General features: G+C 65.9%; 20 protein-coding genes and 7 pseudogenes. 13 read left to right on the forward strand and 14 right to left on the reverse strand.

Annotation, left to right across the window (positions count from 1 at the left end):
• Nucleotides 1–140 precede the first annotated feature (140 nt).
• From DA075_RS34385 to DA075_RS34400, 4 genes and pseudogenes are all read right to left on the reverse strand, one after another.
• Nucleotides 141–1037: pseudogene (locus tag DA075_RS34385) on the reverse strand (IS256 family transposase); the annotation flags it as partial.
• Nucleotides 1038–1116: 79 nt separating this feature from the next.
• Nucleotides 1117–1983 (reverse strand): IS21-like element ISMex13 family helper ATPase IstB, encoded by an 867-nt coding sequence (gene istB / locus DA075_RS34390; protein ID WP_099952836.1) that lies wholly within the window; start codon nt 1981–1983, stop codon nt 1117–1119.
• The gene (gene istA / locus DA075_RS34395) at nt 1980–3245 is read right to left on the reverse strand and encodes an IS21-like element ISMex13 family transposase (protein WP_200602002.1); all 1266 of its coding nucleotides are present in this window, start codon (nt 3243–3245) and stop codon (nt 1980–1982) included. The genes istB (DA075_RS34390) and istA (DA075_RS34395) overlap by 4 nt, the downstream gene beginning before the upstream one ends.
• A gap of 153 nt (nt 3246–3398) precedes the next feature.
• Nucleotides 3399–3773: pseudogene (locus tag DA075_RS34400) on the reverse strand (IS256 family transposase); the annotation flags it as partial.
• A 206-nt stretch (nt 3774–3979) separates the two neighbouring features.
• On the opposite strand from DA075_RS34400, the gene flgB reads away from it, so the two are divergent.
• Nucleotides 3980–4366, forward strand: a complete 387-nt coding sequence (gene flgB, locus DA075_RS34405) for a flagellar basal body rod protein FlgB (protein WP_091890657.1) — start codon at nt 3980–3982, stop codon at nt 4364–4366.
• 581 nt (nt 4367–4947) lie between these two features.
• Here the strand turns inward: flgB and DA075_RS37995 are convergent.
• A pseudogene (locus tag DA075_RS37995) lies at nt 4948–5052 on the reverse strand (ATP-binding protein); the annotation flags it as partial.
• A 142-nt stretch (nt 5053–5194) separates the two neighbouring features.
• On the opposite strand from DA075_RS37995, the pseudogene DA075_RS34415 reads away from it, so the two are divergent.
• A pseudogene (locus tag DA075_RS34415) lies at nt 5195–5359 on the forward strand (cation transporter); the annotation flags it as partial.
• A 64-nt stretch (nt 5360–5423) separates the two neighbouring features.
• On the opposite strand, the gene istB (DA075_RS34420) reads toward DA075_RS34415, so the two are convergent.
• A complete protein-coding gene (istB, locus tag DA075_RS34420) occupies nt 5424–6212 on the reverse strand; it encodes an IS21-like element helper ATPase IstB (protein WP_091891708.1) in 789 nt (262 codons plus the stop codon).
• The gene (istA, locus tag DA075_RS34425) at nt 6212–7459 is read right to left on the reverse strand and encodes an IS21 family transposase (protein WP_091891726.1); all 1248 of its coding nucleotides are present in this window, start codon (nt 7457–7459) and stop codon (nt 6212–6214) included. The genes istB (DA075_RS34420) and istA (DA075_RS34425) overlap by 1 nt, the downstream gene beginning before the upstream one ends.
• A 153-nt stretch (nt 7460–7612) precedes the next feature.
• Here istA (DA075_RS34425) and DA075_RS34430 point away from each other — a divergent pair, with 153 nt between their 5' ends.
• Nucleotides 7613–7765 (forward strand): hypothetical protein, encoded by a 153-nt coding sequence (locus DA075_RS34430; protein WP_164712562.1) that lies wholly within the window; start codon nt 7613–7615, stop codon nt 7763–7765.
• An 11-nt stretch (nt 7766–7776) separates the two neighbouring features.
• Here the strand turns inward: DA075_RS34430 and DA075_RS34435 are convergent, their stop codons facing one another.
• A complete protein-coding gene (locus tag DA075_RS34435; protein ID WP_244936671.1) occupies nt 7777–11922 on the reverse strand; it encodes a DUF4082 domain-containing protein in 4146 nt (1381 codons plus the stop codon).
• An 850-nt stretch (nt 11923–12772) separates the two neighbouring features.
• Here DA075_RS34435 and DA075_RS34440 point away from each other — a divergent pair.
• From DA075_RS34440 to DA075_RS34450, 3 genes and pseudogenes are all read left to right on the forward strand, one after another.
• Nucleotides 12773–12901: pseudogene (locus DA075_RS34440) on the forward strand (efflux RND transporter permease subunit); the annotation flags it as partial.
• A gap of 312 nt (nt 12902–13213) precedes the next feature.
• Nucleotides 13214–14038, forward strand: coding sequence for an outer membrane protein (locus DA075_RS34445; protein ID WP_244537691.1), 825 nt, complete (start codon nt 13214–13216; stop codon nt 14036–14038).
• Nucleotides 14039–14150: 112 nt separating this feature from the next.
• Nucleotides 14151–14531 (forward strand): adenylosuccinate synthase, encoded by a 381-nt coding sequence (locus tag DA075_RS34450; RefSeq protein WP_091891723.1) that lies wholly within the window; start codon nt 14151–14153, stop codon nt 14529–14531.
• Between the two features lie 83 nt (nt 14532–14614).
• On the opposite strand, the gene DA075_RS34455 is transcribed toward DA075_RS34450, so the two are convergent.
• Nucleotides 14615–15280, reverse strand: a complete 666-nt coding sequence (locus tag DA075_RS34455; RefSeq protein WP_091891719.1) for a c-type cytochrome — start codon at nt 15278–15280, stop codon at nt 14615–14617.
• Nucleotides 15281–15644: 364 nt separating this feature from the next.
• A pseudogene (locus DA075_RS34460) lies at nt 15645–16147 on the reverse strand (IS30 family transposase); the annotation flags it as partial.
• Nucleotides 16148–16482: 335 nt separating this feature from the next.
• Between DA075_RS34460 and DA075_RS34470 the strand changes: the two are divergent.
• Nucleotides 16483–16872, forward strand: coding sequence for a copper-binding protein (locus DA075_RS34470; RefSeq protein ID WP_099957524.1), 390 nt, complete (start codon nt 16483–16485; stop codon nt 16870–16872).
• A gap of 117 nt (nt 16873–16989) precedes the next feature.
• Nucleotides 16990–17205 (forward strand): transposase, encoded by a 216-nt coding sequence (locus tag DA075_RS34475; RefSeq protein WP_276330947.1) that lies wholly within the window; start codon nt 16990–16992, stop codon nt 17203–17205.
• On the opposite strand, the gene DA075_RS38000 is transcribed toward DA075_RS34475, so the two are convergent.
• From DA075_RS38000 to DA075_RS34485, 3 genes are read right to left on the reverse strand one after another with little or no spacing between them, the layout of a single operon-like run.
• Entirely contained in the window at nt 17183–17638 is a 456-nt protein-coding gene (locus tag DA075_RS38000) for a hypothetical protein (protein WP_244936672.1), read from the reverse strand. The genes DA075_RS34475 and DA075_RS38000 overlap by 23 nt on opposite strands.
• 39 nt (nt 17639–17677) lie before the next feature.
• The gene (locus DA075_RS34480; protein WP_244936673.1) at nt 17678–18691 is read right to left on the reverse strand and encodes a recombinase family protein; all 1014 of its coding nucleotides are present in this window, start codon (nt 18689–18691) and stop codon (nt 17678–17680) included.
• A complete protein-coding gene (locus DA075_RS34485; RefSeq protein ID WP_091891446.1) occupies nt 18681–18893 on the reverse strand; it encodes a hypothetical protein in 213 nt (70 codons plus the stop codon). The genes DA075_RS34480 and DA075_RS34485 overlap by 11 nt, the downstream gene beginning before the upstream one ends.
• Nucleotides 18894–19297: 404 nt before the next feature.
• Between DA075_RS34485 and DA075_RS34495 the strand changes: the two genes are divergently transcribed.
• On the forward strand, nt 19298–19717 hold the full coding sequence (locus DA075_RS34495; protein ID WP_244537682.1) for a DUF305 domain-containing protein: 420 nt from the start codon (nt 19298–19300) through the stop codon (nt 19715–19717).
• An 87-nt stretch (nt 19718–19804) separates the two neighbouring features.
• Nucleotides 19805–21328: a multicopper oxidase family protein gene (locus DA075_RS34500; protein ID WP_091891449.1), complete on the forward strand. Its 1524-nt coding sequence runs from the start codon at nt 19805–19807 to the stop codon at nt 21326–21328.
• A gap of 206 nt (nt 21329–21534) precedes the next feature.
• Here the strand turns inward: DA075_RS34500 and DA075_RS34505 are convergent, their stop codons facing one another.
• Nucleotides 21535–22770: an ABC transporter ATP-binding protein gene (locus DA075_RS34505; protein WP_244936674.1), complete on the reverse strand. Its 1236-nt coding sequence runs from the start codon at nt 22768–22770 to the stop codon at nt 21535–21537.
• Nucleotides 22771–23016: 246 nt separating this feature from the next.
• Here DA075_RS34505 and DA075_RS34510 point away from each other — a divergent pair.
• The 3 genes and pseudogenes from DA075_RS34510 to DA075_RS34520 form a co-directional block, all read left to right on the forward strand.
• Nucleotides 23017–23526 (forward strand): annotated as a pseudogene (locus tag DA075_RS34510) (transposase); the annotation flags it as partial.
• A gap of 770 nt (nt 23527–24296) precedes the next feature.
• Nucleotides 24297–24710, forward strand: coding sequence for a hypothetical protein (locus tag DA075_RS34515; protein ID WP_244537684.1), 414 nt, complete (start codon nt 24297–24299; stop codon nt 24708–24710).
• 62 nt (nt 24711–24772) lie between these two features.
• The gene (locus DA075_RS34520) at nt 24773–26317 is read left to right on the forward strand and encodes a TolC family protein (RefSeq protein WP_091891455.1); all 1545 of its coding nucleotides are present in this window, start codon (nt 24773–24775) and stop codon (nt 26315–26317) included.
• Nucleotides 26318–26329: the final 12 nt, after the last annotated feature.

The following is a 26329-nucleotide window of genomic DNA, read 5'->3' on the forward strand; positions in this document are numbered from 1 at the left end:
TCGTCCCTTTCGCATGACCAGATCCCGACAGAATCCAGGGTCAGCTTGGCCCTGCGACGAACAGGCATGATCGAGATCATCCTGAACTGGTGTCCCTTGATCGTGCATGAGCTATGCGGGGATTTGTGTGACGAGGCTGGTCAGGCGGCGCGGTGATCTGGGCTCGCGGTGACCTCGGTCCCGTCCCGGAAGATGACGCCGGCCACCACTTTCGGCAACTGGTTCTCGCCCGTCAGCCGCCGCCAAGTCTTGGCGGCGGCCATCACCAGCTTGAACACCATCAGCTTGGCAGTCGTCGGCGAGAGTGCCCCCTTCGTGCGCACCGTGCGGTGCCGGACCGTCGCGAACACACTCTCGATTGGGTTCGTCGCTCGCAGATGGTCCCAATGCTCCGCCGGCATGTCGTAGAACGCCAGCAGCGCTTCTTTGTCCTTCGTCAGGCATTCGCTCGCACGGGCATACTTCACTCCGTACTTCTCCACGAACACGTCCATCGCCACCTCGGCTTCCGCCCGCGTCGACGCGCCGGTGATCTCACGCAGATCCGCCTTCATCGCCGATTGCACAGACTTCGGGACCTTGTTGAGGACGTTGGCCGTCTTGTGCTGCCAGCAGCGCTGGTGACGTGTGCCGGGAAAGACCTCGTCCAGCGCCTTCCAGAAGCCCAGAGCCCCGTCTCCCACAGCCAGCGTTGGCGCCACCGACAACCCGCGCCGCTTCACATCGACCAGCAGTTCCCGCCAACTCTGCGCACTCTCGCGCACCCCAACCTGGAAGCCGACCAGTTCCTTCCTACCTTCCGGCGTGGCGCCGATCAGGACCAGCATGCATTCGGCCTGCTCCTCCATCCGGGCCTGCAGGTAGACCCCGTCGGCCCAGACGTAGACGTAGCGGCGCGCCGAGAGATCGCGGGACTGCCAGCGGGCGTACTCGTCAGCCCAGCTCGCCGTCAGCCGGGCGATGACCGCCGGCGAGAGGTTCGGGGTGTCCTTGCCCAGGAGGGCGGCGAGCGCCTCCTGGAAGTCGCCGGTCGAGATCCTGTCAACGGGCACCGAAGTCTCCGCAATTGTGGGCTTTCAAAATTCCCTGGCCGGCGGGTTCGGTGCGGATCGGTGATCAGCCGGCCGTGTGATCGGAGGCAGCCTTTCCGGGTGGACGACCGCGACGCCTGGGTGCGGGCGGCGGAACGATCAGGGCCTTGGAGCGGACGTGCTCGGGGACGAGGTCGGCGTGCTGGCGCAGGCGGTAGCTCGCCCCCTCGATCTGGATCACCACGGCATGGTGGAGGAGTCGGTCGAGCAGGGCTGTCGCCACGACCGGATCACCGAACACCTCGCCCCACTCGGCGAAGCCGCGGTTCGAAGTCAGGATCATCGCCCCGCGCTCGTAGCGCGCGTTGACGAGTTGGAAGAACAGGTTGCCGCCACCGGGGACGACGGGGAGGTAGCCGATCTCGTCCACGACCAGCAGCGAGGCCCGGCAGAGATAGCGGATGCGCTCGCGCAGGGAGCCGTCGCGCTCGGCCTTGGCCAGCGAGGTCACGAGGTCGGCCAGCGTCGAGAACACGACGCTGCGCCCGGCCTTGACCGCCTCGACGGCGAGCGCGATCGCCAGATGGCTCTTGCCGGTGCCGGGTGGTCCGAGCAGATGGACGACCTCGGCCCGGTCGATGAAGGTCAGTTCCGCCAGCGCCAGGACGCGCTCGCGGTCGAGCGAGGGCTGGAAGGCAAAGTCGAACCCGGACAGCGTCTTGATCGTGGTCAGGCGCGCGACCAGCAGGGCGGTCTTCACGCGGCGGTTCTCGCGCAGCGTCAGTTCCTCGGTCAGGATCACGTCGAGGGCGGCCAAGCCGTCGATCTCGCCCTGCTCGATGCGCCGGACCGTCGCGTCGAGCACCTCCAGGGCGCGCGGCATGCGCAGGCCGACCAAGCTGCGCTTGATGCTGTCGAGGGTCGTGATGGCACAGGATGCGGTGCGGCTCATCGCTGGCCTCCGATCCCGCCGGCGAGCCGTTCGCCGACTGCCTGGTAGACAGCCAGCGAGCGCCGGGCGACGTGATCGCCATGGCGGCCGATCGGCAGACTGTCGGGATGGCCGTGGCGCATGGCCCGAGCGGCCGTGCCTTGCCGATGGTCGGGGTCGATGCGGTACTGCCGTCGTCCCTCCAGGATCGGATGGCTCGCGACGAGCCGGCCACCATCGAGGATGCGGATCGTGTCGGGCAACTGATGCACCTCGACGACGCGCCGGGTCCGATCCGGTACGCTGTAATAGTTGCCACCGATCGAGACGAGGCCATCGTGGCTGACGCGCCGCTCCAGCGTGAGCAGAGCGTCGAAGGGCAGAGCCGGCAAGGGCTGCAACTCGGGCCGCTCGGCGGCGAAGGCTTCCGAGACGATCCGCTGCGTGGTGCCGTGCAAGCGGACGTTGGCGACGGTATCGAGCCAGCTCCGAAGCTGGCGGTTGAGGTCGTCGAGGTCGCGGAAGGAACGTGCGAGGAAGAAGTCCTGGCGGATGTAGGAGAACGGTCGCTCGACCTTCCCCTTGGTCTTGGCCCGGTACGGGCGGCAGGCGCGCGGCAGGAATCCGTAGTGCTGGGCGAGTGCCAGCAGGGATCGGTTGTAGACGATGTGGCCGTCCGCATCCTCGCCGGTGACCGCCGTCTTCATGCGATCGTAGAGGATCTCGATCGGCACGCCGCCGATCGCGGTGAAGGCCTGCATGTGACAGCGCAGCAGCGTTTGCAGGTCCTGATGCAGGACGAAGCGCGCCTCGATGTGCCGGGAATGGCCGAGCACCAGCGAGAACAGCCAGACGATGCAGGTCGTGTCCGGCGCATCCGTGAAGGTGACGAGGAAGCGGGCGAAGTCGACCTGCGCCTGCTGGCCGGCCGGGGTCTCGAAGCGGACCTCGTAGGGCTTGGCCTCGGGCGGCCGGATCGCGGCGGCGAACCGCTTCACCGCGGTGTAGGCACCGGTGTAGCCGCGCTCGCGCAACTCGCGGGTCAGGCGCACGGCACTCAGGTCGGGGAAGGCGGTGATCCGCTCGCGCAGATAATCGAGATAGGGCGCGAGCTTGCTCGGGCGGCCGGGCTGACGCGGGCCGTAGGCCGGCGGCTCGAGGCCGCGCTCGATGTACTTGCGGATCGTCTTCGGATCGCGGCCGGTCCGGCGGGCGATGGCGGAGACGGACAGGCCCTGTCGGTGCAGGTCCAAGATCATGACGAGTTCTCCCAGCAGAACCATCCTCGTCGCTCCCAGCCGATCGGTATCGGCAGGCATGGTGGCTGAGGATGGAAAAGCCCGAGAGGGCGCGGGGCGTCGCGACCCTACGGGCCAGGGCACCGACCAGGGAATTTTCGATGCCCACAATCAGGGAGTATTCAACGCCCGCTGACAGATCCCGCGCAGGTAGAGGACTGGCAGCAAGGCATCCAGGCTGCGGCTGCGCCGAGCCCACTTCGGCAGGAGGCTCGAGGAGAAGCGGATCCGATCCCCGGGGCTGGTCGCGCCGCGGTCACGGATGCGCACCCGCGCCACCGGCACCAGACCGATGCCGGTCTGGATCGCGCGCTCGGGGCCGTGCCCGTGACGCACCAGACGGGCACACCCGTCCGGCAGCCGCAGATGCTGCAGGGCGGTGAGGAAGGCCTCGGCCTCGAGCTTGACCGCCTGGGCGAGCAGGCGGCGGGCACCCGACCGCAGCACTTCGGTCAGGGGGTCGTCGATCTCTTCAGGCTGACGAAGCCGGACGATGTTGGTAGGGCTGTCCATGGCGTATCGCTCTCAACGAGAGGGTCTGGCGGGCTCGACACCCGCCTCGATAGGCCGCCTTCACCCAAACCGCGTCACCCATTCTCCCGCATAGCTCATTGTGTAATTACCCTACTTCGGGGCTGATACATAACAAGCTTCGTCAGCTTCGGACAAGGCTGCACTGATAGACCTTGAATTGCCTCAAATGCGGATTGGAGTTTGAAGTGACAGGCGTCTATCTCTTTGATCTTGTGTCGCAGCAGGCTCACTACCTTACGGTCCGTCAGTCCATGATCGCCGGCAATGTCGCGAACGCAAACACACAGGATTACAAAGCGCGTGACATTATCCCTTTCGCCGAAATCATGGCCCGTACGGCGACGGCTAGCCTGTCGACGACAGCAAGCGGCCACTTAAACGCAGCAGACCCATCATTTAGTACAACGAAGATCAAGGCTTCCGATGCCTGGGACAGACTTTCGACCTCGAGCTCCGTCAGTCTTGAGCAGGAAATGCTCAAGGCCGCTGAGATCAGCCGAGCCCATTCTCTGAATGTGGCAATCACGAAAGCATTTGATCGTATGTTGACGTTGAGTCTAAAAAATTCCTGATGATCGCTTGTTATTTTTTCACAAATCTGGACGAGTCTTTCTGGAATGGCGAACGGATGAAATGGCGCGACGAATGCAGCAGTCTAGTGCGTGATATGAGTCGGCTTGCTATCAAGAGAAAATCAGATGGAAAATAGAGTCTATCTTCCAACATCATTGAGCGCGCACGATGTAGTTTTTAAAATATTCACCCGCTCAACTGCATGATCTCACTGCTTCCGACCGCGGACCAGAGCCATTCGGCCGATCCAGCTGGGATGTTCCAACAGCGGCGCACGCCCATAAAGCCCGCTTCCGACAGGAGCTTCGGCCATGTCCCTGACGGATGGGATTTGATTGCCTCCGTGCCATAGAGCATCTGCGTAGTTCGCAAGATCGGGCTTACGGATTTGAGTGTATAGTTCTCCTAAATGTGATTATGCTTGGAATAATACCAACGGCCTTCATTTGTAAATGATATGGGTCCACTCGCGCAGTCTGCATATTCCGACGAAGCCGGCCGGGTGGTCCGATCTGAAGGCGTCCGGTGACGGCGTGCTCCCAGGGATCAGAGGGGAAGATCACGAGGTTGAGTCAACGGGTCAAGCGGCGGGCTCGGCAGCCTTGCACTTGCGCAGGCTCTCGCCGGCCGGCTCGATGCGATGAGCGTCGTGGACCAGCCGGTCGAGAACGGCGTCAGCCAGCGTCGATCGCCTGGTGCATCACGCCACGATCTTTGAGATGAACGTCGAGAGTCATCGCCATCGCGTCGCCCTCGATCGCAAGCGAAGGCCCGGTCGCCCTGCGACCCGGGCGACTGGACTTACATCAAATTAGTGGAGAGCGGTTTGGCTGGCGCTGGCGGCCAGTCTCGCCTCGGTGCTGCTACTGATGCGCTACAACGACGCCAACGTGCGCTTGGTCTGGCTGTGCTCGCGCAACGATGCGATCGGCAACGTGGTGGTGATCGCCGCCCTGGGTGTGTGGGGTACGGCCACCGCGTGGCCAGATGTCAAGCGACGCCCGGAACTGACCCCTTAGCGTCACGAAGAACTGGCCCCCCCTCCAGTTTCCAATCCTAAACGGGTGTGGGTTGAGGGACGGGCGTCGCCCTCTGCAGCAGACCGCTGCGCCGCTTCTCGCGCAGCCGGTAGCTGTCGCCCCGGATCGTGACCACATGGCTGTGGTGCAGCAGGCGGTCGAGGATCGCGGTCGCCACCACGGCGTCGCCGAACACCGTGCCCCACTCGCCCACCGCCCGGTTCGAGGTCACCAGCATCGCGCCCCGCTCGTAGCGCCGGCTGACGAGCTGGAAGAACAGGTGCGCGGCATCCGGCTCGAACGGCAGGTAGCCGAGCTCGTCCACGATCAGCAGCTTGGGCTTGGCGTAGTGCGTCAGCCGCTCCTCCAGCCGGCCCTCGGTATGGGCCTTGGCCAGCTGCGCCACCAGGGTCGTAGCCGGCGTGAACAGCACGCTGTAGCCGGCCACGATCGCCTCCCGGCCCAGCGCCACCGCCAGGTGCGTCTTGCCGACGCCCGGAGGACCCAACAGGAGCACCGCCTCGCCGTTGGCGATGAAGCGGCCGGTGGCGATCTCGCGGATCTGCCCCTTGTCGAGGGAGGGCTGAGCCGCGAAGTCGAAGCCGGTCAGGTCGCGCACGAACGGGAAGCGCGCCAGCCCGAAGGCCATCTCGATCCGCCGCTGGTCGCGCCGCGCCACCTCCCGCTCGCAGAACAGGGTCAGCGCCTCGCGGATCGTCAGCTCGCGCCGGCCGGCCTCGTCGATCAGCGTGTCGAGCTGGTCGCGGAGCGCCGTCAGCTTGAGCCGCCCGAGCAGCGCCGTGAGGTGATCGTGCCCCTCGCTCATCAGAAGCCTCCCCCGGCCACGGCCTCGTATTCCGAGAGCGGCCGCAGCAGCGTCGGCGGGGGCGCCTCGTCGAGCGGGACGGGATCGCGCCGGTACGCGGGCCGGTCCCGGCTGCCGACCAGCCCAGCCAGATGGGCGTCGTCGACCGCGCGCCCATGGCGTCCCGTCAGTTCGGCATGGCTGGCGATCTCCTGCCCGCCATGGTGGACGCGCACCCTCGCCCCGCTCACGGTGACGCGCACCGCTTCGCCGATCAGCCGCCAGGGCACCGAGTAGGCGTTGCCGTCGACGGCGACCGCGCAATCCGCCCCGACCCGGCGCACCAGGTCGCGCGCGGCGGTGAAGGGCGGCACGCCGCCGAGCGGCGTGAGGGCCCCGGCCTCGTCGCGCGCGAAGCGGTCGGCCGGCGCCTCGCCGGTCGTGCCGTGGGTGCGCTGGTCGGCTACCTCGCGGGTCCAGGCGTCGAGATGCGCTTCCAGGCCGGCAAAGCTGGCAAAGCAGCGTCCGGCCACGGCGTTCCTCTTGACGTAGCCGACCCCGCGCTCGTCCTTGCCCTTGGTGCGGGCACGGTACGGTGCGCAGGCCCGGACCCGGAAGCCCCAGTGTCTGGCGAAGGCCTGCAGGCGCGGGTGGAACACGACCTCGCGGCTGACCGGGTCGTGGTGCAGGACCAGGGCGCGGGCGTTGTCGAGCAGCACCTCGCGCGGCACGCCCCCGAAGGTCCGGAAGGCGCTCTCCAGGCCGGCAAACCAATCCTCCTGCCGCTCGTGGCCGAAGGCCCGCACGTGCAGGCGGCGCGAGTAGCCGAGCGTGGCCACGAACAGGAACACGCGAATGGGCTCCTCGCCGATCGTCACCCGGCGCTCGCCGAAGTCGATCTGCATCTGCTCGCCCGGCGGCGTCTCGAACCGCACCGTCGCCCGGGCCGCCGCGACCAGGTCCTGGCGCAGGGGAGCCACGGCGCGCTCGACCGTGCGCAGGCTGACGTGGATGCCCTTCTCGGCCGCCAGATCCTGGCGCACGACGTCGGCATTGCCCGCATGCTGCCGGAAGCGGGCGGCCAGCCACTCGGTGAGACCGTCGAGCTGCTTGGAACGTGAGGGCTTGGCGCAGGGCCGCCACTCGCCCCGCCGCAGCCAGTCCTTCACGGTGGTCTTCGAGCAGCCAAGCTCCGCCGCGATCCGCTTGGCGCCCCAACCGAGAGCCTTGAGCCGGCGCATCGCCGTCACGTCATCCGGCGTCTTCATCTCGGCCCTCCGCGGATCGTCCGTCCGCTCCAGAGCCTGAGCCTCGTTCTTCATCATCGCGACCGCCTCGCTCATCGAGGGGCCAGATCCTCATGACGCCAGGGGGTCAGTTTGTCGTGTCGCCTGACACCAGACCTGTTAGTGGCAGGCCTGATGGCCGCGATCTTCTTCACCCCGGCGGTGCAGATCCTGCGGCAGGACTGGGCAGAGTACCGCGACGGCGTGGTGATCGACAGCCATCCGGTGCCGGCCGAGTATCGAAATACCGTTATAAATACGATTTATCCACATTATACCCTCGAGTAAATACTGTATTATTAGGCAGCAGCTGATGGGTTGAAGATGACGTCGACCCAGTAGTTGGACCGATTGAAGGATTGTGTTGGGAAAAGACTGGAGCTGCCGTAAGCATAGACGCCATTGCCACCCGAAGCATCGCTCGCTGGCGCGGTGAGTGGCCCACTCGTGACGGCGTTTGCGAAGGCGTTGGCGGTCGTCGAGTAACGGCCGACACTGGTGTGGTAGGAGGCGGTGTAGGTGGCGCCAGGCGTCAGCGTCACCGGGTTCGAGAAGGTGGCGGTCTGCCAGCCGCTCGCGCTCTCGTTGGTGAAGGTGGCGGTGGCGAGCGCCTGACCCGAGCTCGACCAGAGTGTGCCGGTATGGGTGCCGGTGTCCTGGGTGCCCTTGTAGAACTTGATCGCGCTGACTGTGCCGGCGCTGGAGCTCTGGAATTTCACGCCGAGCTCGACCGGGCTGGTGTCGTTGGCGTTGGTCGAAGCCGGGGTCGCCGAGGCGGAGAACAGGCTGACCGGGGCGGTGCCCGGCGCCGAGACGGTGAGGGCGACGTTGGCGGACGCCGTGCCGCCGCGCCCGTCCGAGATCGTGTAGGTGAAGCCGGCGGGACCGGTGTAGCCGGTCGTCGGCGTGAAGGTGACGGTGGAGTCGGTGGTGTTGAGCGCGACGGTGCCGTTGGTGGGGCCGCTGACGCTCGTCACCGTCAGCGGGTCGCCGTTCGGGTCGGTGTCGTTGGCGAGAAGCGTCGACGTCCCGAAGGTGACAGCGGTGTTGCGGGTCACCGCCGGACCGGTGTCGTTGACGGCGGTTGGGGCCTGGTTTGTGGCGCTGCTGTTCGGGTTGAAGACGACGTCGACCCAGTAGTTGGTGTTCTGGAAGGTGTTGGTCGGGAACAGGCTGGAGCCGCCATAGGCGTAGACGCCGTTGCCGGAGGCCGGCGCGGTGAGCGGCCCACTCGTGACCGCGTTGGCGAAGCCGTTCGCCGTCGTCGAGTAACGGCCGACACTGGTGTGGTAGGAGGCGGTGTAGGTGGCGCCAGGCGTCAGCGTCACCGGGTTCGAGAAGGTGGCGGTCTGCCAACCGCTCGCGCTCTCGTTGGTGAAGGTGGCGGTGGCGAGCGCCTGACCCGAGCTCGACCAGAGTGTGCCGGTATGGGTGCCGGTGTCCTGGGTGCCCTTGTAGAACTTGATCGCGCTGACTGTGCCGGCGCTGGAGCTCTGGAATTTCACGCCGAGCTCGACCGGGCTGGTGTCGTTGGCGTTGGTCGAAGCCGGGGTCGCCGAGGCGGAGAACAGGCTGACCGGGGCGGTGCCCGGCGCCGAGACGGTGAGGGCGACGTTGGCGGACGCCGTGCCGCCGCGCCCGTCCGAGATCGTGTAGGTGAAGCCGGCGGGACCGGTGTAGCCGGTCGTCGGCGTGAAGGTGACGGTGGAGTCGGTGGTGTTGAGCGCGACGGTGCCGTTGGTGGGGCCGCTGACGCTCGTCACCGTCAGCGGGTCGCCGTTCGGGTCGGTGTCGTTGGCGAGAAGCGTCGACGTCCCGAAGGTGACGGCGGTGTTGCGGGTCACCGCCAGGCCGGTATCGTTGACGGCGGTTGGGGCCTGGTTCGTCGTGGTGCCGTTAGGATTGAACAGCACGTCGACCCAGAAATTAGTGTTATTGAAGCTCTGGGTCGGGAACTGGCTCGTGTTGCTGTAGACGAAGACGCCATTGCTGCCGCCCGCGGCGCTGAGCGGGCCGCTGGTCACGGTGTTGTTGAAGTAGTTCACGTCGCTCGAGTAGTGACCAAGCGTCGAGTAGTACGAGGCGGTGTAGGTCGCGCCCGGGGTGATGGGGACTGGGTTCGAGAAGGTGGCGGTCTGCCAACCATCCGTGGTCTCGTTGGTGAAGGTCGTGGTGGCGAGCTTCTGCCCGGTGCTCGACCACAGGGTGCCGGTATGGGTGCCGGTATCCTGCGAGCCCTTGTAGAAGCGGATGCCGCTGACCGTGCCGGCGGCCGAGCTCGTGAACTGGACGCCGAGCTCGACCGAGGTGGTGTCGGCAGTGTTGACGACCTTCGGCTTCGCCGAGCCCGGAAACAGCGTCTGGGAGGGCGACGACGTCACCGTCAGGGTCCTGCCGGCGGAAGGGCTCTCCACGTTGACGCTGTCGTCCGTCGCCCGGGTGCGGATCACGTAGGTGCCGGCGACCTGCGGCGCGAAGGTGTAGCTCCAGTCCTCGTCGCCCGTTGCCGCGCGCCAGGTCGCGCCGTTGTCGGTCGAGACCTCGACGCCCGCGACCACGCCCCCGCCCGCATCGCTCGCCGTGCCGGTGATCGTGACGGGCGTGAACGCCGCCACGCTGGTGCCGGTGGTCGGCGTGGTGATGGTCGAGGTCGGGGCCGTGTGGTCGGTCGAGGCGGTGGCGGGGGTGAGGCTCGGGTCGAGGGTCTGGGGCTGGATCCCCATATCGGCCAGCAGGTTGACCATCGCCTGCTGGATCCGCGGATCGGTCGGCGTCGCCTCGTTGTCATGGTTGGCCGACAGGCCCCAGGACCAGTAGACCGTGCCGGCCCCGAACACGAGGGCGCCGCTCGGTGCGCGGTAGAGCGTCAGGCTGTGGGTCGCCGTGCCCTTGCCGACGGTGTTGCCATAATCTTGGAGGTAGCTCGCCTCGTTGATGGTGGTCGAGGACAGGCGCACCAGGCCGGCCGGGGCGTTGGCGTTGTCGGGTGCCTCGTCCCACTCGTAGCCGAGATAGTTCTTGTTGAGCGAGGCGGTCTGGCCCGGCTGCAGGTTGGCGACGCTGGTATTGCGCCAGAAGCGCAGGTTGGCGTCGTCGTACGGCACCGTGATCGTGTCGAGGACGTAGGAATCGACCTGGAACATCGTGCCGGTGAGGGAATTCTCCGGGTTGTTGTTGCCGATCGTCCCGGCCGGCCCGCGGGGGTCGCGGAAGGTCCCGGTCCACTGGTTGGTCGGGTCGAGGTCCTGGTTGGCGCCCCAGGTCTCCTTGTAGGAGACCAGCGTGCGGTAGGGCGTGGCGTCGCTGCTGATGCTATTGGCGAACCGCGTGCGCCAGTAGACCTCGTTGCCGCTCCAGAACGACAGGTTCACGCCGGCGTCCCGCGCCGCCTCGACGTTAGTGCGCTGCTGGCCCGACCAGTACTCGTCGTGGCCGACATCGAGGTACATCTTGTGGTTCTTGAGCAGGCTGCCGTAGCGGTCAGCATCGACGCCGGCCATGTAGGAGACGTCGTAGCCATTCTGCTCGAGCCACATGATCGCCGGGAACTCGGCGCCGTAGATGTAGTCCTGGGGCCCGGCCGCGAGGCCGCCGCCCCGGGTGGTGATCGGCCGGTTGTAGCTGACCGCATACGCCCGCCCCTGGCCCTGGCCGGTCGCCGGTCCGTTGCCGCCGTAGAAGTTCGCCCCGCCCCAGGGATTGTAGGCCTGCCAACTCTGGTCGGCTGTTTGGAAGATGATGTCGCTGCGACTTGCGTCGTCCCGGACGATGAACGGGATCTCGTTGACGCCTGCCGTGCCGTCCTGGCGCGTCAGCTTGGCGATGTAGACGCCCGAGACCGCATCCGCTGGCACGTTCCAGGAGGCTGAGACCGACCAGTTGCCGGCATCGACCAGGCCGGTCGCCCCGTCGCGCAAAGGCGTCGGCTGGTTCTGCACCCCGGTATGCTGGATCGTGTCGATCTTGCGCGCACCCAAGCCCCCGTAATAGCCGAGCCGGTAGATGTCGATCCGGTAGTTACTCGAATTCGTATTGATCTTGAAGTCGATCGTGTTACCAACATTCACGCTGATGTCAGTGGCAAAGCCTTCGATATTGGCGCTACCACTACCATCGATGCCCCACTCGCTGACCGGATTGCCGACCTTCTGGTTCTCCAGGACGATCTTGTTGGTGGTCGAGGCGGTGGCGGTGCCGGTGGTGCTCAGCGAGTTCGGCGTCAGGGTGTTGGTGGTAATGGACTTCGTCGGAGCCACCGCACTGGTGATCGGGCCGCTCAGCTTAGCGATCTGGGACTTGGACGGACCGGTCGTGGCGGTTTCTGCCCCGCCGGGCAGGGTGGTGACGGCGCCCACCGGGGCGCTGCTGCCGTAGCCGGGCAATTGCCCGCTCGCCGACAGGATGGTGCTGGACCGCAGGTCGAGGATCCGCGTCGGGCAGTTCACGTAGCCGCACGTGCCGCAGCAGAAGATCGCGTTCGAGGCCGCCGACGGGCCCGGCTTTACCGTTGGATCCTGGGGAGTCTGGGCAGCGACACTCGAGCCGATCGGCGATACAACGCTCGGGGTAGATGCTTTCGACTTAATAGGGGCCGCGCCGACATTAGGCGGCGCAGCTGCAATCAGGAAACTCCCAGCTTCCATCATCGAGCTGGTTGAAGCCGTCTCAGATGTTGAGGAGGATGGTGTAGAGAACGATGCGTCTGTGAGATTGGCGGCCTCGATTGCGAGACCATCATCTGGTGCCACGATTTCTCGGGGCGCAGCAACGGCGTTGATAGGCGCCAGGCTGATGGAGGTGAGAGCGAGGCGCGGGAGAGTACCAGTGCCTGCGTCCGCCACCTGACGCCATGCACTCAGCGGGAGGACGGAAGGCGTTGTAGTGCTACCATCGTTGTCAGCTAGGTCTACCCCGTCATTGGTATCACGGACATTCATCTGGCGTGCGCCGGAGAGATAGCGTCCCATTCGTCGGAGATCCGCAAGAAATTTGGAACGGATCGGTACAGACCAAGAAGCATCATGGCTGTTGAACCGCATGGTGCTGGCCCTCGGAAAATAACGACACGGGGCAGTACTATCACTGCAGTCGGTTCCAGGATGACGATGTTCATCGTTCGGGATCGATCCCGTTTAGTTCAGTTTCCTAATTTTTGGCACATACTACAAATCTTATTTAAAATATTTTGCGTAATAAATAATAATTAAGCCAATTTTTCAATTGACATATTATATGATTATAGCAGTTCCGCCATAGTGATAAATGCCTATGCTGCAGGCGTACAAATCCCCCCATCCTGTCGCCATGACCGCCCTCGTCGCCTCGCTCGGGTTCGTCCCGACGGCGTTGGCGACAAGGACTGGCGCGGAGGTCGAGAAGCCGCTCGCGACCGTGGTCATCGGCGGCCTGATCAGCGCCACTCTGGGGTCATCGCAGAATGTCTCCCAAAACGTACGCTAAGCCCGCTCGGCTGAGCCCGTGGTGCGCAGGGATGTTCGCGCAGGCAGCGTTCGCGCAGGCAGCGCACCTCAACTACCGCTTCGCCGATAGCCTCCTACTCAGCGGTAGGCCCCCTGCCTCGACGGGAGCCATGAGGCCGTCGCGTTCTGCAACCCACCGTCAACCCCGCAGGCTGCCCGAAAGCGCTAACCTTAACACTCCCGTAACACCGATGTGAGATGCGTCGATCCAAGCGTGATCAGATGTGCGGACAAGAGGCCAACGATGTCGGCGAGAATGCCCCTCCTGCTCGCTTGCGGCCTGATGAGCGCGGTCGCATCGGGTGCCGCAGAGGCCGCCGACCTGCCGCCGAGCGCACCGCTGCCGGAACTGCGCGGAAGTCTGACGGCGGATGTCGAGGTCTCGGGTTTCTATCTGCGCGGCGACATTGGTTTCAGCAACCAAACCGTGGAACGGCTGTCTAACAGCTTGGACGCGCTCGGCACCATCGAGAAGGTCAATCTCGGCTTCGCGGGCGCACCGCTCGCCGGAGGCGGTGTTGGCTACCGATTCAACCGATGGTTTCGAGCCGACGTCACGGGCGAGTATCGCAGTGCCGCCGCGTTCACTGGGCTGGAACGCTACCGCGACGCGAGCCTGTCGCTCGGTTACGGCACCGACGAGTACACCGCGTCGAAGCGTGAAGTGGCCGTGCTTCTCAACGGCTACGTCGATCTCGGAAGTTGGTATGGCCTCACGCCCTTCCTCGGCGCCGGCGTCGGCGCTGCGCGGATCACGCTCGACAATTTCAAGGATACCAACGTCGTCACGCAGGGCCTCGCCTACGCGAAAGCAGGTTCCAAGACGAACCTTGCTTGGGCGCTGCACGCAGGCGTCGGCTACGAGGTGAGCCCGAGCTTCACCGTCGAGCTAGCCTACCGCTACCTCAATCTCGGCGACGGAAGGACCGGCACGGTCTACAACTACGCCGGCCAGTGCGGGTCCTGCGAGGCGCTGACTTTCAAGAACGTCGACTCGCACGACGTGAAGCTCGGCTTGCGCTGGACGCCCGGGGCCGCGGCCGTTCCGGCCGAACAGGCACCCCTGGTGCGCCGGTACTGAGTTTCGTCTACTATCCCGGTGGCGTGACGCGGTCGCCTCCCGCATGGGTGGAGCTTGGCCAAAGCCATTCGGCGTATCTCGGCGCGCCAAAGTAGGTTAAGGAACGGACATGATGAGACGATTTGCCGTACCGCTGTTGCTCGCTCTGGCGCTGACGCCCGGCGCCGTCTCGGCGCATGGGGAGGCTCCCCGGGCGGCGCATGGCGGCCTGATGCAGGAAGCGCAGGAACTTTGGGTGGAACTTGTCGTGAAGGGCGCCGACGTGGCCGTCTACGTCGTTGATCAGGATCGCAAGCCTGTTCCGGCGGCACAGATCTCCGGCACTGCAACCGTGCTCGCCGGCGGTCAGAGCTACAAGGTCGAGCTGAGCGCGGCCGGCGGCGAGGGTGTCCAGGGTAGGCTGCCGGCTCCGGTTACAGGAAACGTTGTGGCGACGGTAGCGTTGAAGGTCGTCGGCAAAGCGGTCTCGGCCCGCTTCGCCGGCAAGGCGTGACGCAACACGCACGCAAGCCTCTGGAGAGCAGCTCCGCTTGGGAGCGCACAAACACCTGACGGTTTGATCACGCGCTCACCAGGCTACTTGTGACTGTGTCCCGCTGGCGTCTGCGCGCTCCCAGCACCTGTGCCCGCAGGTGCCCCCGTGTGGTCGTCCGCGGACTGGCCCGCAGGGCCGACGCCGTCCATGTTCATCGCGCCGTGGTTCATGCCGCCCTGGCTGCCCGCCGCCTGAGCCTGCATCCACAGATCGTTGTAGGCCTCGTCCGACATCCGCGGCAGCTTCTCCAGGAACGCCACGGTCGACCAAAGCATCGCGTCGCCATCGCTCGCCATCGACGGCATGCCGCTCATCTTGATCCCGTGCTTCAGGATCCAAAATAGCTCGCCTGAGGTATAGCGGCCCGCGGCCTCCTTCAGATTGGGAGGGCGTGGATACATGCCCTCGGCCACGTCGCTCTGCTTGGCGCCTGGCGCACCGTGACAGGTTGCGCAATGCTCGGAGAAGTGCCCGACCGCCGCGACAATCCTGCTCGGCGCGTCATAGTCAGCCGGAGGAGTGAGCCCGGCCGCGTGCATCTGGATCGAGCGCACGCGCGCCCGCTCCAGCACCCAGTAGGTTGCAGGCCAATGTGGGTCTGTGGCCGCCACGTTGAAGAGGCCAGCGTAGATCACTGCGGCTGCGATCATGGCGGACAGGACGCCAGCCGACAGCAGAGTGGCGAGGACAATCTTGACGGTTCTCATGCTGTCGTAAAACGCATCTGACGCGACCGCCGTCAAGGGCACCGATGGCACAACCCTTGGTTCGGGGCAGGCTTGATCCAACACTCAGAGCAGGAACTGGCCAGCGAGGTATGCGGCCGCGAGCAGGGCGAGGACGAGCAGAACACGCGCAACATGCGCGGTCCTTGAGCCAGTCCTCTCTTGCCGGGCCTCCTCGTCGCAGTCGTACCAGAGTGGATTATCGCCATTCATGGTTTCATCTCCTGAGTTCTTACTCACCGACTGGCGCATAGGGCTTGTGGCGGCGGCCGTAATCTTGCATAGACGGATGCCTGCGCTGTTACCAGACCTGCCGCGGCTTGACGGCGAACCACTGCCTGCTGGACTGCCGCAGCAACCCATTCATATTCTCGTTCGTCCCCCGCTGCCAGGGTGAGCATGGATCGCAGAACTAGACCTGCAGACCCGCGTCGATCCGCAAGCGTGCATGCTCGGCCATCTCGGCCCCCTGGTCCCAGGTCAATGAGCGCCGCAACTGCTCCGGCAAGCGCGCGGTCGTGCCGGTGATTGCCTCGCGGACCGCCTCGGCCCCATGCCCCGTCAGCGCTGGGCCGTTCTTCGCACGCAGTATCACCCCATAACCGTCCATCAGCTGAAGATGCAGTAGCACCGTGAAGCGTGTAAGCGCTCGGCTAGGATCCCAACCGCCGAGCTCTTCAGACCCAGGATCAGGTCTCCTTCCCAGTGACCCAGCACCGCGCGGTCCTCCACCTCGGGCGGACGCTCGCTGATGAGCACCTTGGGGATGACAAACGACTTGCCTCGGCGCAGGCCGCGGGCCCACGGCACCCGCAAAGCCCGTCCTATGCGAAGACACGTAAGCGCTCGATGACGCTTCCTTTTACCCACATCCTGGCGATGTCCGCGCGAGGGCGGCTCCGAGCGCAATGTCGGTGAGCCGTGCAAAGCCGCGCCGCATGACGAGATTGCCGGGCGGCGGATCACGTGAGCGGGCGAGGTAGCCGCCGAGGCGCGCGACCTTCACCACACTGAGAACTCGTGTTAGTAGCCGGCTGGCTCTGCGACTCGCCCGATTGCGCCGTCAGGGCGGATCCGCAAATGTCGTGTCGCCCGCCGTTCCCCCTCACAATCTGGCCAGGAGGAGAGCGCATGCGACGCGTGATCGGAATGGAGGGCAGCGGGCTCAACTCTGGAGGTCCAAGATGAAGCGCATCGTACTAATGCTCGCCGCGGGGCTCGCTCTCGGTCAGTTGGCGCCATTCACGAGCATCGCTGAGGCCGCGTGGTGGGAGAGCGTTCAGCCAGAGGCACGCGTCTGGATAAAAAAGGTCGACCCCGATTACCAGAAGTACCGCTCCGACGACGAGCGCCCCTGGATTAGCGCCGAGGTCCACGGCGTCGATGTTGAGAATGGGGCATTGACGATTCACCATGACTCGCTGCCCAAGGTGGGCATGCCGGCGATGACGATGAGCTTCCCTGTGCGTGAGTCGGTCCACTTCAACATGCTCAAGCCGGGCGACAAGGTCCAGGTTCAGGTAGCCGATGTCGGCGGCGTGATAAGAATTATCAACTACCGCATGCAGCACTGAAGTCCCGTAATAAGATACGGTTCGGCCGAACCCAGCTTGACGACCCCTTATGGCTTTGGTCCAGCCTGAGTGCGATTTTTCCCGGTTTTGTGAGCCCCTGATAGGAGGAGCGGAGCCGTGACGACGAGCAGGTTTACTGAGGAGCAGATCGCCTTCGCGCCGAAGCAGACCGAGACCGGAACGCCGGTGGCGGAGGTGCTGCGCCGGATGGGGATCTCCGAGCAGACGGTCTACCGCTGGGAAAAGCTCTACGGCGGCCTCGGCACGGGCGAGCTACGGCGTGATCCTCCTCCGCGAAAGCGGGGAAGGATCAGCGCACGATCCGCTTCTTGAGCCGTGCATCCGTCGTCGGCGCTGCCCAGACGCCTTGCAGGTCCGCGGCGAGCGTCTCCAGCGCGACCGGAGGAAGGGCGGGCCGAGGGGCGAGCGCGTCGTGCGCGCCGATGCGCGTCTCGCAGGCGCCGACCCGGGACAGAGCTCGGTTCCAGCGCGCTTCGAGTTCGCCGGTCACCAAACGGTTCTCGGGGTCGGCCGCATCGTACTGCCAGAAGGCCCGGTCGGCCGCGTAGCGCGCCGCCTCCAGGTCTCGCACCATCGCCTCGCGCGCTTCGTCGCGTCGCGTGCTCGCCTGCGCCTCGGCTGCCCGCGCCGCCTCGATCGCGCCCGGCTGCATGACCGCTAGGAGCGCGGCCTCGACCACATCGTCGACGCGCAGACCGCCGAAGGCGATGCAGTTCGGCTCTCCATAGTCGATCCGCCCGCGCACGCAGGCGTAGCGCGGGATCTGTCCCTTGGCTCCAGTGTACTACACGCTGAGCTTGCGCCCGCAGCGCCAGCACCGCAGCAACCCTGCGAGCAGCGCCGCACCGAGCTTGGGCGCGCCGCGGGAACTGGTCGGAACGTTCTCGCTCACCATCGCCCGGATCGCCTCCGCCCGTTCCCACTCCACGTAACCTTCATGCGAGCCCGGCTTCAACGCCAGCCACTCCGAGCGCGGCGTGCGCCTGGCCCGCGCCTTGGCGCCGGCCGCGTCGTAGCTGGCCGTGACGCGGCTGCGGCCGTAGGCGTAGGCGCCGCCATAGGCCGGGTTGGCGATGAACTCGCGAAGCGTCGAGTAGCGGGGGCGGCGCCAGACGACCGGGCCGGCGTTGACACGTGTCGGCAGATCGAGCCCGTGCTCCAGGAACCAGAGCAGGGCCTGGCGCACGCTGCCCAGCTCGGCCACCTTGTCGATGCCGAGGCGGATCGCGGCCTGCACGCGTCGATCGGGATCGATCTCGAGCCGATCCCCGGCCTTGATGAAGCCCACGGGCGCCGCGACCACGAGCTCACCCCGGCGGGCCTTCTCGTAGCGCGCGGCGAGCGAGCGCTGGCGCAGGAGGTCGAGCTCGTACTCGTTGAGGCTGCCCTTGAGCCCGAGGAGCAGGCGGTCGTTGCCGAGACGCGGCGCGTCGATCGTCTTCTGATCGACGAGCAGGGTATCGACGACGCGACACATCTCCACCAGTTGCTGCCAGTCGCGGCTGTTGCGGGCGAAGCGGGAGACCTCGCGGGCGGCGACCGCGCCGACCTTGCCCAGGCAGACCTCGGCGACCATGCGCTCGAAGCCGGCGCGCGGCGTCCCGCCGGCGGCCGAGCAGCCGAGATCCTCATCGATCACCTCGACCTCGGTGAAGCCGAGCCCGACGAGGCGCTCGCGCATGGCGTATTGCAGAGCCTGGCTCTCGCGGTTGTGCTGGACCTGCTGCACCGAGGACTGGCGGACGGAGAAGACGGCCTTGCGAGCCCGGTGCTGCGGGCCGATCTTCTCAGCGCTCATCGGCGCCTCCGGCCCGGACATCCGGCTGTGGCATGCTGTCGGCGTGGGCAACGAGCAGGTGGGTCAGCAGACGGGTGAGGGTCTGCTGTGTCGCCGTCGGCAGGGCGCTCCAGGCCGGCGGCGTGAGCTTCGCCGGTTCTTGCGTCAGGCCGAGGTCGAGCTGCGGATCCGACCGGCGCGGTCGGCGTGGAGGCTGTGGCATGGCGATCTCCCGAGGGCTCGGGCGATGCGAGCGTTGCTCGGCGCGGGACAGGGCCTGCGCCGCCCCTCGCGGCGGCGAGGAGAGCGTGCAAGCTGATGAGTGCGGACAAGGCCGCGACCGGCTGCGCCGCTGCCCGCGTCGCGCCGCACGCGACGGGATCGAGCATCCAGACCGGGATCTCCTGCAAGCGCGCCATGGGCGCATCCGCCAGCGTGCAGCGCGCTGCCGTCCCGGTTGCCCGCTCGATCACGTCGTGGACACGGACCGCGCGTTCGCCACGCCGGTTTTCGATTAGAATCTTGGCAGGATTGTTCGCGACGTACGGAGCTGGGATCGTTGGCGCTGCGCTGAACCCAATGAGCCCTGGAAACGTTGCTCGATAATCACCGACCGAACAGGAGATCATGATGCGTCATACGTCGCTGCTGCCGATCGCCGCCGTCCTTCTCGGCTTTGCACTGCCGGCTTCGGCCCAGCAGGCTCAAACGGGCCAGGGAGGGGGATCAATGCCCGGTATGCAGATGCAAGGAAGTCAGGGCATGTCTGGCATGCAGAACATGACCCCATTCCAGAAGGACACCATGGCCGCGATGGACAAGATGAACAAGGCCATGATGGACGGAATGATGGATTCAGATCCTGGGATGGCGTGGATGAAGAGCATGGCGGCCCATCATCAGGGCGCGATCGACATGTCGGAAATCGTGCTGAAGCACACGAAAGATGCGGACGTGACAAGGGAAGCACGCAAGACCGCCCAGCAGAATGAGAAGGATCTTAAGGAATTGCATGCGAAAATACGGAAAGAAGATAAGAAGAGCTAATTATAACTGAGGGTCGGGGCGCGCCGGGCTGGGCGCTCTCCATAGTGTATTTTCAGATGAAGCCATGAAGTTGCTGGAGGCCCCTCGATGAACCGTCGAGAGTTTATCGCCGTCTCTGGGCCGGGGGCGATGCTTGTCGGGGCGGCTTCGGTTAGCGGCCGCGTGCTGGCCGCCTCGGTACCGGAGGCGGCCAGCATGGCCGAGGTCACGACCCAGCCACCGCTCGTTCCAAAAACCGGGCCCGACTACAACCCAGTTGTAACCCTCAACGGCTGGACCCTGCCCTGGCGGGTCACAGCGGACGGCTGGAAGGAGTTCCACCTTGTGGCCGAACCGGTCGAGCGCGAGATCGCGCCCGGCATGACGGCGCACTTGTGGGGCTACAACGGCCAGTCCCCGGGACCGACGATCGAGGCGGTCGAGGGCGACAAGATCCGCATCTTCGTCACCAACAAGCTGCCCGAGCACACCACGGTGCACTGGCACGGCATGATCCTGCCCTCCGGCATGGATGGGGTCGGCGGGCTCACGCAGCCGACGATCAAGCCCGGTGAGACTTTCGCCTACGAGTATGTGCTCACGAAATCGGGCACCTTCATGTACCATCCGCATGCGGACGAGACGTTTCAGATGGCCATGGGGATGATGGGCTCGTTCGTGGTGCACCCGAAAGATCCTGCCTTCATGCGGGTCGACCGCGACTTCATCTTCCTGACCGCCGCCTACGACATCGATCCAGGTGCCTACGTGCCGAAGGTCGCCACCATGACGGACTTCAACATCTGGGTCTGGAACTCGCGTGCGTTTCCCGGAATCGATCCGTTGGTCGTCGCGAAAGGCGACCGCGTGCGGGTGCGGATGGGCAATTTGTCCATGACGAATCACCCCATTCACATGCACGGCTACGACTTCGAGGTGACGGGAACGGATGGAGGCTGGGTGAAGGAGAGCGCCCGTTGGCCGGAGGTGTCCATCGACCTACCGGTCGGCGCCATGCGCGCGTTCGAGTTCAAGGCTGACAACCCAGGCGACTGGGCCATTCATTGCCACAAAGCGCATCACACCATGAACGCCATGGGGCATTCCGTTCGCACCTACATTGGTGTCGATCAACGCGAGGTCGCCAAGCGGGTCGGGCAGCTCATTCCAGGCTACATGCCGATGGGCTCGACCGGCGGTGCCGCGATGGTTGAGATGGGGATGCCAGGACCTGAGAACACCCTACCTATGATGACAGGCACGGGACCGTTCGGGTCCGTCGAGATGGGCGGCATGTTCTCGGTCGTGAAGGTGCGCGAGGGTTTGGCGCGGGGCGATTACAAGGATCCGGGTTGGTATCAGCATCCTGCTGGTACGGTGGCCTACAAGGTCCAAGATGGAGCAGCTCCTGCGGCTCAGACAGGGACGGCAGCGCCGGACATGAACCCCGCCCGCATCGGGGCGGGAAAGGGCGGGCGCGGGCCCACGCTCGAGGTGCGCGCACGGCAGCGCACGCTTGGCATGCAGGGCATGGCAACAAGCGACCCCATGCCGGCCGCGACACCCACGACCAGCTCGATGCCGGGCACGCCCATGCAGCATGATATGAGCACCATGGGACGCCAGCGCTAATCGGGAGATCGGGAGCTGACCTGACCGGTATTTTGGACCGGGCCGATTGGGAAGCTACTGCATGGCTGCGCCAATGGGTAGCCGGAAGGCCAAATCCGGGAAGGTGACAGGCGCGGGCGGCCGGTAGCCCAAGGCTGATCCTCTCAATCAGCCCGGTCCAAAGCCAGCCGGTCAGGTCAGCCGGGCGACGTAATACGCGGCGGGTTCTATTCCGCCGCCATCCCGCCTGCCAGGCGCGTAGCCTGCGGTAATCTCGCCGAAGGCGCAAGGGCGCGCGTTACCTCTTCGAAGCGGGCCCGGGCGTCCGACCAGGCCTGCGCGAAGTCGAATAATTCGCGCAATGCCGGGGTGATTTCCTTGTAGGCCGTGAGCGCCGCAATCAGCGCGCCGAGGGAGAGGCGGCCTTGGACGACGAGGTACCCGCCGATGCTGAAAAAGAAAAACGGCGTGAGGTTTGATGTGTAGTTGTAGAGACCCTTCGTCCGCCCTTTCAACTCAGCGATCGCGATGCGCAAGCGCTCTAGTTCGGCCGCTTGGCGGGCCGCGCGCCTCGCAGGCGTGCCGCCGTCGGTCGGACCATGATCATGCGTGAGCAGGCCGGTTAGCACGCGTGTGGCGTGCACCCGTTCGCGCGTGCTAGCGTTGAGGCGCCGCTGGAGCCGCGGGAGGAGGACGACCTGCACCGGCAGCATGATGAGCGCGGAGAGCGCGAGGGCCGCGTTCTGGGCAAGCAGGAAGGCGAGGCTGGTGAGCAGAGTGCCTCCTTGGATCAGGGGGACGACGAGCAGGCCACCCGCGAAATAGCCGATTGGCTCGACCTCCTGGACCGCCATGGCGGCCAGCGCCGCCCGCACGGTCGGGTCGCGCTCCCCGCGGGTCCGTCGCACGATGGCCAAGCGCAGGCGGCGCACGGTGCGTTCATTCACGCGCCCGCGCACCCGGTTCGCGGCGTATTTCACGAGCCCGCTGGCGCTAAGCACCCCGAGGTAGCTGGCGCAGAGCGCGAACAGGAGTTCTGTCTTACCCAGGTGCCAGCCCAGGAAGGTCATTCCGCCGTGTCCGTCACCGGCAGCGAGCGCGTGGTTGATGATGTGCTTGGGGATGTCGAGCAGCAGCCACGCCGCGGGCAGCGTCAGGACCGAGAGCAGCGCGAGCCGGACCTGCAACCTGCTGCTATGCCGCAAGAGATAGGGCTCGAGCGCAGTGCCCGGGCGGTCCAGTGTCGCGCCGGACCATCTCAGGAGGCGGAGCGCCGAGACGATGCGGCGGAGGAGCAGCCAAGCCAAGCCGGCTGGCGCGAGGAAGAGGCCGAGCAGGACGACGAGCGCTATCCACCAGTGATCGTGAGGGTAGTCGAGTCCGGCTATGGCATGGGCCACATCGTGCAAGGGGTCCAGAATGGCGATCACGGCGCCGCGCTGCTCCACGTCAGTATGGTTCAAGGAAGATAGCTCTGGCGCAAAAATGGGGAGCGGCTGGGTGGAGTGCACCCTGTTTGACCGGACAAGTGGCAGGGTGGGTTTAGGGGTCGTGTCCCTTGGAGTGGTGTAGCTGACCGAGAGCGGGAGAGCCCGCCTGCGCGCCCTCACAGCGCTGTAGCAGGCGGGATCTCCCGCGGGGGTGGCCATCGGCGGTGACGGGTTAGGATCGGGTTGTGAGCCACCAACCCCGAACCCGAGAGACCCCCGATGACCGACGCCATGATGAGCCTGCGGGCGCTGGCTGAGAAGAGCGCTGACGCAGAGGTACTACGCGAGATGATCGGTTTTGCCGCTCAGCGCCTGATGGAACTGGAAGTGGCCGGCCTGACCGGTGCCGCCCACGGCGAGAAGAACCCGGACAGACCGGCCCAGCGCAACGGGTACCGTGACCGGGACTGGCAGACGCGGGTCGGCATCGTCGAGTTGCGCACCCCGCGACTGAGGACGGGGAGCGACTTCCCCAGCTTCCTGGAGCCACGCCGCATGACCGAGAAGGCGCTGACCGCGGTGATCTAGGAGGCTTACATCCAGGGCATCTCGACCCGCGCGGTCGACGATCTGGTCCAGGAGATCGATGAACGGGTGAACGCCTTCCTCGATCAGCCGATCGAGGGCGAGTGGCCCTACCTCTGGATTGACGCGACCTATGTGAAGGTGCGCCAGAACCACCGCATCGTCTCGGTCGCCGTCATCGTGGCGGTCGGCGTCAACACGGATCGCGAAGAGCCGGGTGCGGGAAAGCCGCACGCCCGGATCTGTGAGGGCAAAGCCGAATGGCCGAGCTATTCGACCACGACCCGCACTGATCCTCGGCTGACCGACGAAACCGTTTCGCTGCTCGATGTTTGTGGCAAGAACCCAACACCGCTGCGGTTTCGCCGTTCGGGGCTCATCAACGGCTTGTTAACGGGTGGGCCGCGTGGAACCCTGGCAGATGTTGAAGGGATCTGTCCGATCTTGCGGTTGCCGCACACCATCGCCGTTCTCCTGCTGGCTGCCGCGGCCCTCGTGCTGATGGTTTGGACGAGCGCCTTCGCGGGCTCGGCCGCCTCAGCCGACGCCGTTGTGATCGGACACACACAGGCCGCAAAAGCGGATCTCGCCGCAGCGGAGGCTGAGGCGCCCCAGATCGGCGCGGTACCCTGCGATCATGCCCGCATAAGTCGCCATGTCCGCACGGGTCACAGGGCCGCGCACAACCCGCGCCAGCCCTGCTGCAATGCAGCTGCCGCACATGGCCTCCAGCCGCGTGGGACAGGATCGCTCCTGGAGCGCGAGGCCCGTCCCGTCGTGGTAGCCCGCCTCGTGGCTGGGCCCCTCGTGCCATCGCCGCACCTGAACAGGATCGAGCGGCCGCCCCGGCAGGGCTGAGCCGCCCTGGCGCTCTCGCGCCTTTCAAGCCGCGACCCCCATCCGTCATGTACGCGCCAAAGCCCACGGCGGGCTTCGGTCAGCCGCCATGCTGCGGATCACCCAGAGACTAAGCCATGCGGATGTTTCTTCCCCTTGCCCTCGCCGGTTCGGCTCTGCTCAGCGGCTGCAGCGATCCGCCCGCCTACCTGGTCCAGCCGGCCGATCCGAGGATCGCCGTGCGCCCGCCCCGCTACACGACCGTAGTCGCCGGCGTGAAGCGCTACGACGTCGTCGACCCAAAGGACTGGCGTGAGCTCAACCGCGCGGTTACGCCCAAGCCCGGCCAGGGCGGCATGGAGGGCATGGACCACTCCAAGATGCCCGGCATGAACGGCAAGTCGGGCCAGAGCGGCATGGATGGGATGCCTGGAATGAGCAAGCCTCAAGGTGGAGGCGCGTCCCAGGACGGCGACAGCATGGACCATTCCAAGATGCCTGGGATGAACATGCCCGGCATGGGCGGCAAACGCGACACGGGAGGGCGGTGATGAGGGCATTTCGTAACCTGACTGCCCCGAACACCAAACAATCTTATGAGAAGGGGCATCCGATGAAGGGTCCGTCACGCCGGGCCGCCGCGCTGGATCATGCGGAAATTTCGATGCGGGGCCGCCGCTTGCGCGCGTGGACGAGCCTCGCGAGCCTCGGCCTGGCTCTCGGCGGTTGCGCCAGCTTCTCGGAAGATGGTGGTCTCTCGGTGGCCAGGAACTATGCCGCGCTGGAACTGCGCAAGGACATCGTCAAGGTCAACGAAGAGGGCGTTGCGCTCACCGCCGAGGCGCGGGTTGAGCAGCTCCTGCGTCGCCCGCTCACGGCCGACAGCGCCGTGCAGGTCGCGCTTCTGAAGAACCGTGCCCTCCAGGCCGCCTTCAACGATCTCGGCATCTCGGAGGCTCAGTTCGTTCAAGCAACCCTGCCGCCCGTGCCCCGCCTCACGCTGTCCCGCGTCGGCGGCGACTTCGCGGTTGAGGTCTCGCGGCAGGTCGTGATTAGCTTGTTCGAGCTCGCCACTCTGCCGGTTCGGGCCGAGGTCGCCCGCGAGCGCTTCCGCTCCGACCAGTACCGCGCGGCCGAGCAGGTGCTGCGGCTCGCCGGCGAGGCCCGGCGCCAATTCTATCGCACCGTGTCGGCCAATCAGTCGACCGCCTACCTGGAGCAGGCGCTCGCCAGCGCGGAGTCCGCCTCGACGTTGGCCAAGCAGCTCGGCGAGACGGGAGCGCTGAACAAATTGGAACAGGCGCGCGAGCATGCCTTCTACAGCGAGCTCGGGGCGCAGCTGGCCAAGGCGCGGGTGCTGCAGCGGGTCGAGCGCGAGCGGCTCGTCCGCCTGCTCGGCCTCTGGGGCCGCGAGATCGACTTCAAACTGCCGAACGGCCTTCCGGCCCTGCCCAAGCATCTGGTCACGGGTACCCAGATCGAGGCGGAGGCGGTCAAGAAGCGCGCCGACATCCAGGTCGCCCGCTTCGAGCTGCAGTCGCTGGCTCTCCAGTACGGCCTCAACCAGGCCAGCGGCTTCATCAGCGTCTTCGATGTCGGCTACTCCGATCTCTACGACCGCACTAAGACCTTCACACCCAACAGCCAGGGTGGCTTCGATGTCAGCCGCGACAAGACGTTCCAGCGCGGCTACTCGATCGACCTCGTCATCCCTATCTATGATTTCGGAACCGTTGCGATCCGCGGTGCCAAGGAGGCTTACTTGGGGGCCGCCAACCGCCTCGCGGAACGCGCCGTCAACGCCCGTTCGGAGGTGCGCGAGGCCTACCAGCGCTACCGCGGCCAGTACGATATCACCCGGCACTACCAGGGCAGCGTGCTGCCCCTGCGCAAGACGATCCAGGACCAGGCGTTGCTGCAGTACAGTGGCATGCTGATCGACGTGACGACCCTGATCATCGACGCCCGCTCCCGGATCCTGAGCAACATTCAGGCCATCGAGGCGCAGCGCGACTTCTGGATCGCGGCGACCGACCTCAAGGCTGCGGTGGTGGGCGGCGGCTTCTCGGGCGGGAACTTCGGCGGCGAGAGCGCGGGCGTCGAGGGGGTGGCCGGCGGCGGCGGCGCGACCCTGGCGGCGGCGACCCCCGGAGGCTGAGAGCGCGGCCGG

Source organism: Methylobacterium currus, assembly GCF_003058325.1.
GTDB classification, from domain to species: Bacteria; Pseudomonadota; Alphaproteobacteria; order Rhizobiales; family Beijerinckiaceae; genus Methylobacterium; species Methylobacterium currus.

Coding starts and splice junctions, on each gene's coding strand:
- DA075_RS34485 (WP_091891446.1), bottom strand. CDS start 18,893: ATGCCACAGCCTCCACGCCGACCGCGCCGGTCGGATCCGCAGCTCGAC.
- DA075_RS34455 (WP_091891719.1), bottom strand. CDS start 15,280: ATGAGAACCGTCAAGATTGTCCTCGCCACTCTGCTGTCGGCTGGCGTC.
- DA075_RS34495 (WP_244537682.1), top strand. CDS start 19,298: ATGATGCGTCATACGTCGCTGCTGCCGATCGCCGCCGTCCTTCTCGGC.
- DA075_RS34450 (WP_091891723.1), top strand. CDS start 14,151: ATGAGACGATTTGCCGTACCGCTGTTGCTCGCTCTGGCGCTGACGCCC.
- istB (WP_091891708.1), bottom strand. CDS start 6,212: ATGAGCGAGGGGCACGATCACCTCACGGCGCTGCTCGGGCGGCTCAAG.
- istB (WP_099952836.1), bottom strand. CDS start 1,983: ATGAGCCGCACCGCATCCTGTGCCATCACGACCCTCGACAGCATCAAG.
- DA075_RS34520 (WP_091891455.1), top strand. CDS start 24,773: ATGAAGGGTCCGTCACGCCGGGCCGCCGCGCTGGATCATGCGGAAATT.
- istA (WP_200602002.1), bottom strand. CDS start 3,245: ATGGTTCTGCTGGGAGAACTCGTCATGATCTTGGACCTGCACCGACAG.
- istA (WP_091891726.1), bottom strand. CDS start 7,459: ATGAAGACGCCGGATGACGTGACGGCGATGCGCCGGCTCAAGGCTCTC.
- DA075_RS34515 (WP_244537684.1), top strand. CDS start 24,297: ATGCGGATGTTTCTTCCCCTTGCCCTCGCCGGTTCGGCTCTGCTCAGC.
- DA075_RS34445 (WP_244537691.1), top strand. CDS start 13,214: ATGCCCCTCCTGCTCGCTTGCGGCCTGATGAGCGCGGTCGCATCGGGT.
- DA075_RS34480 (WP_244936673.1), bottom strand. CDS start 18,691: ATGAGCGCTGAGAAGATCGGCCCGCAGCACCGGGCTCGCAAGGCCGTC.
- DA075_RS34430 (WP_164712562.1), top strand. CDS start 7,613: ATGGCCGCGATCTTCTTCACCCCGGCGGTGCAGATCCTGCGGCAGGAC.
- DA075_RS34500 (WP_091891449.1), top strand. CDS start 19,805: ATGAACCGTCGAGAGTTTATCGCCGTCTCTGGGCCGGGGGCGATGCTT.
- DA075_RS34470 (WP_099957524.1), top strand. CDS start 16,483: ATGAAGCGCATCGTACTAATGCTCGCCGCGGGGCTCGCTCTCGGTCAG.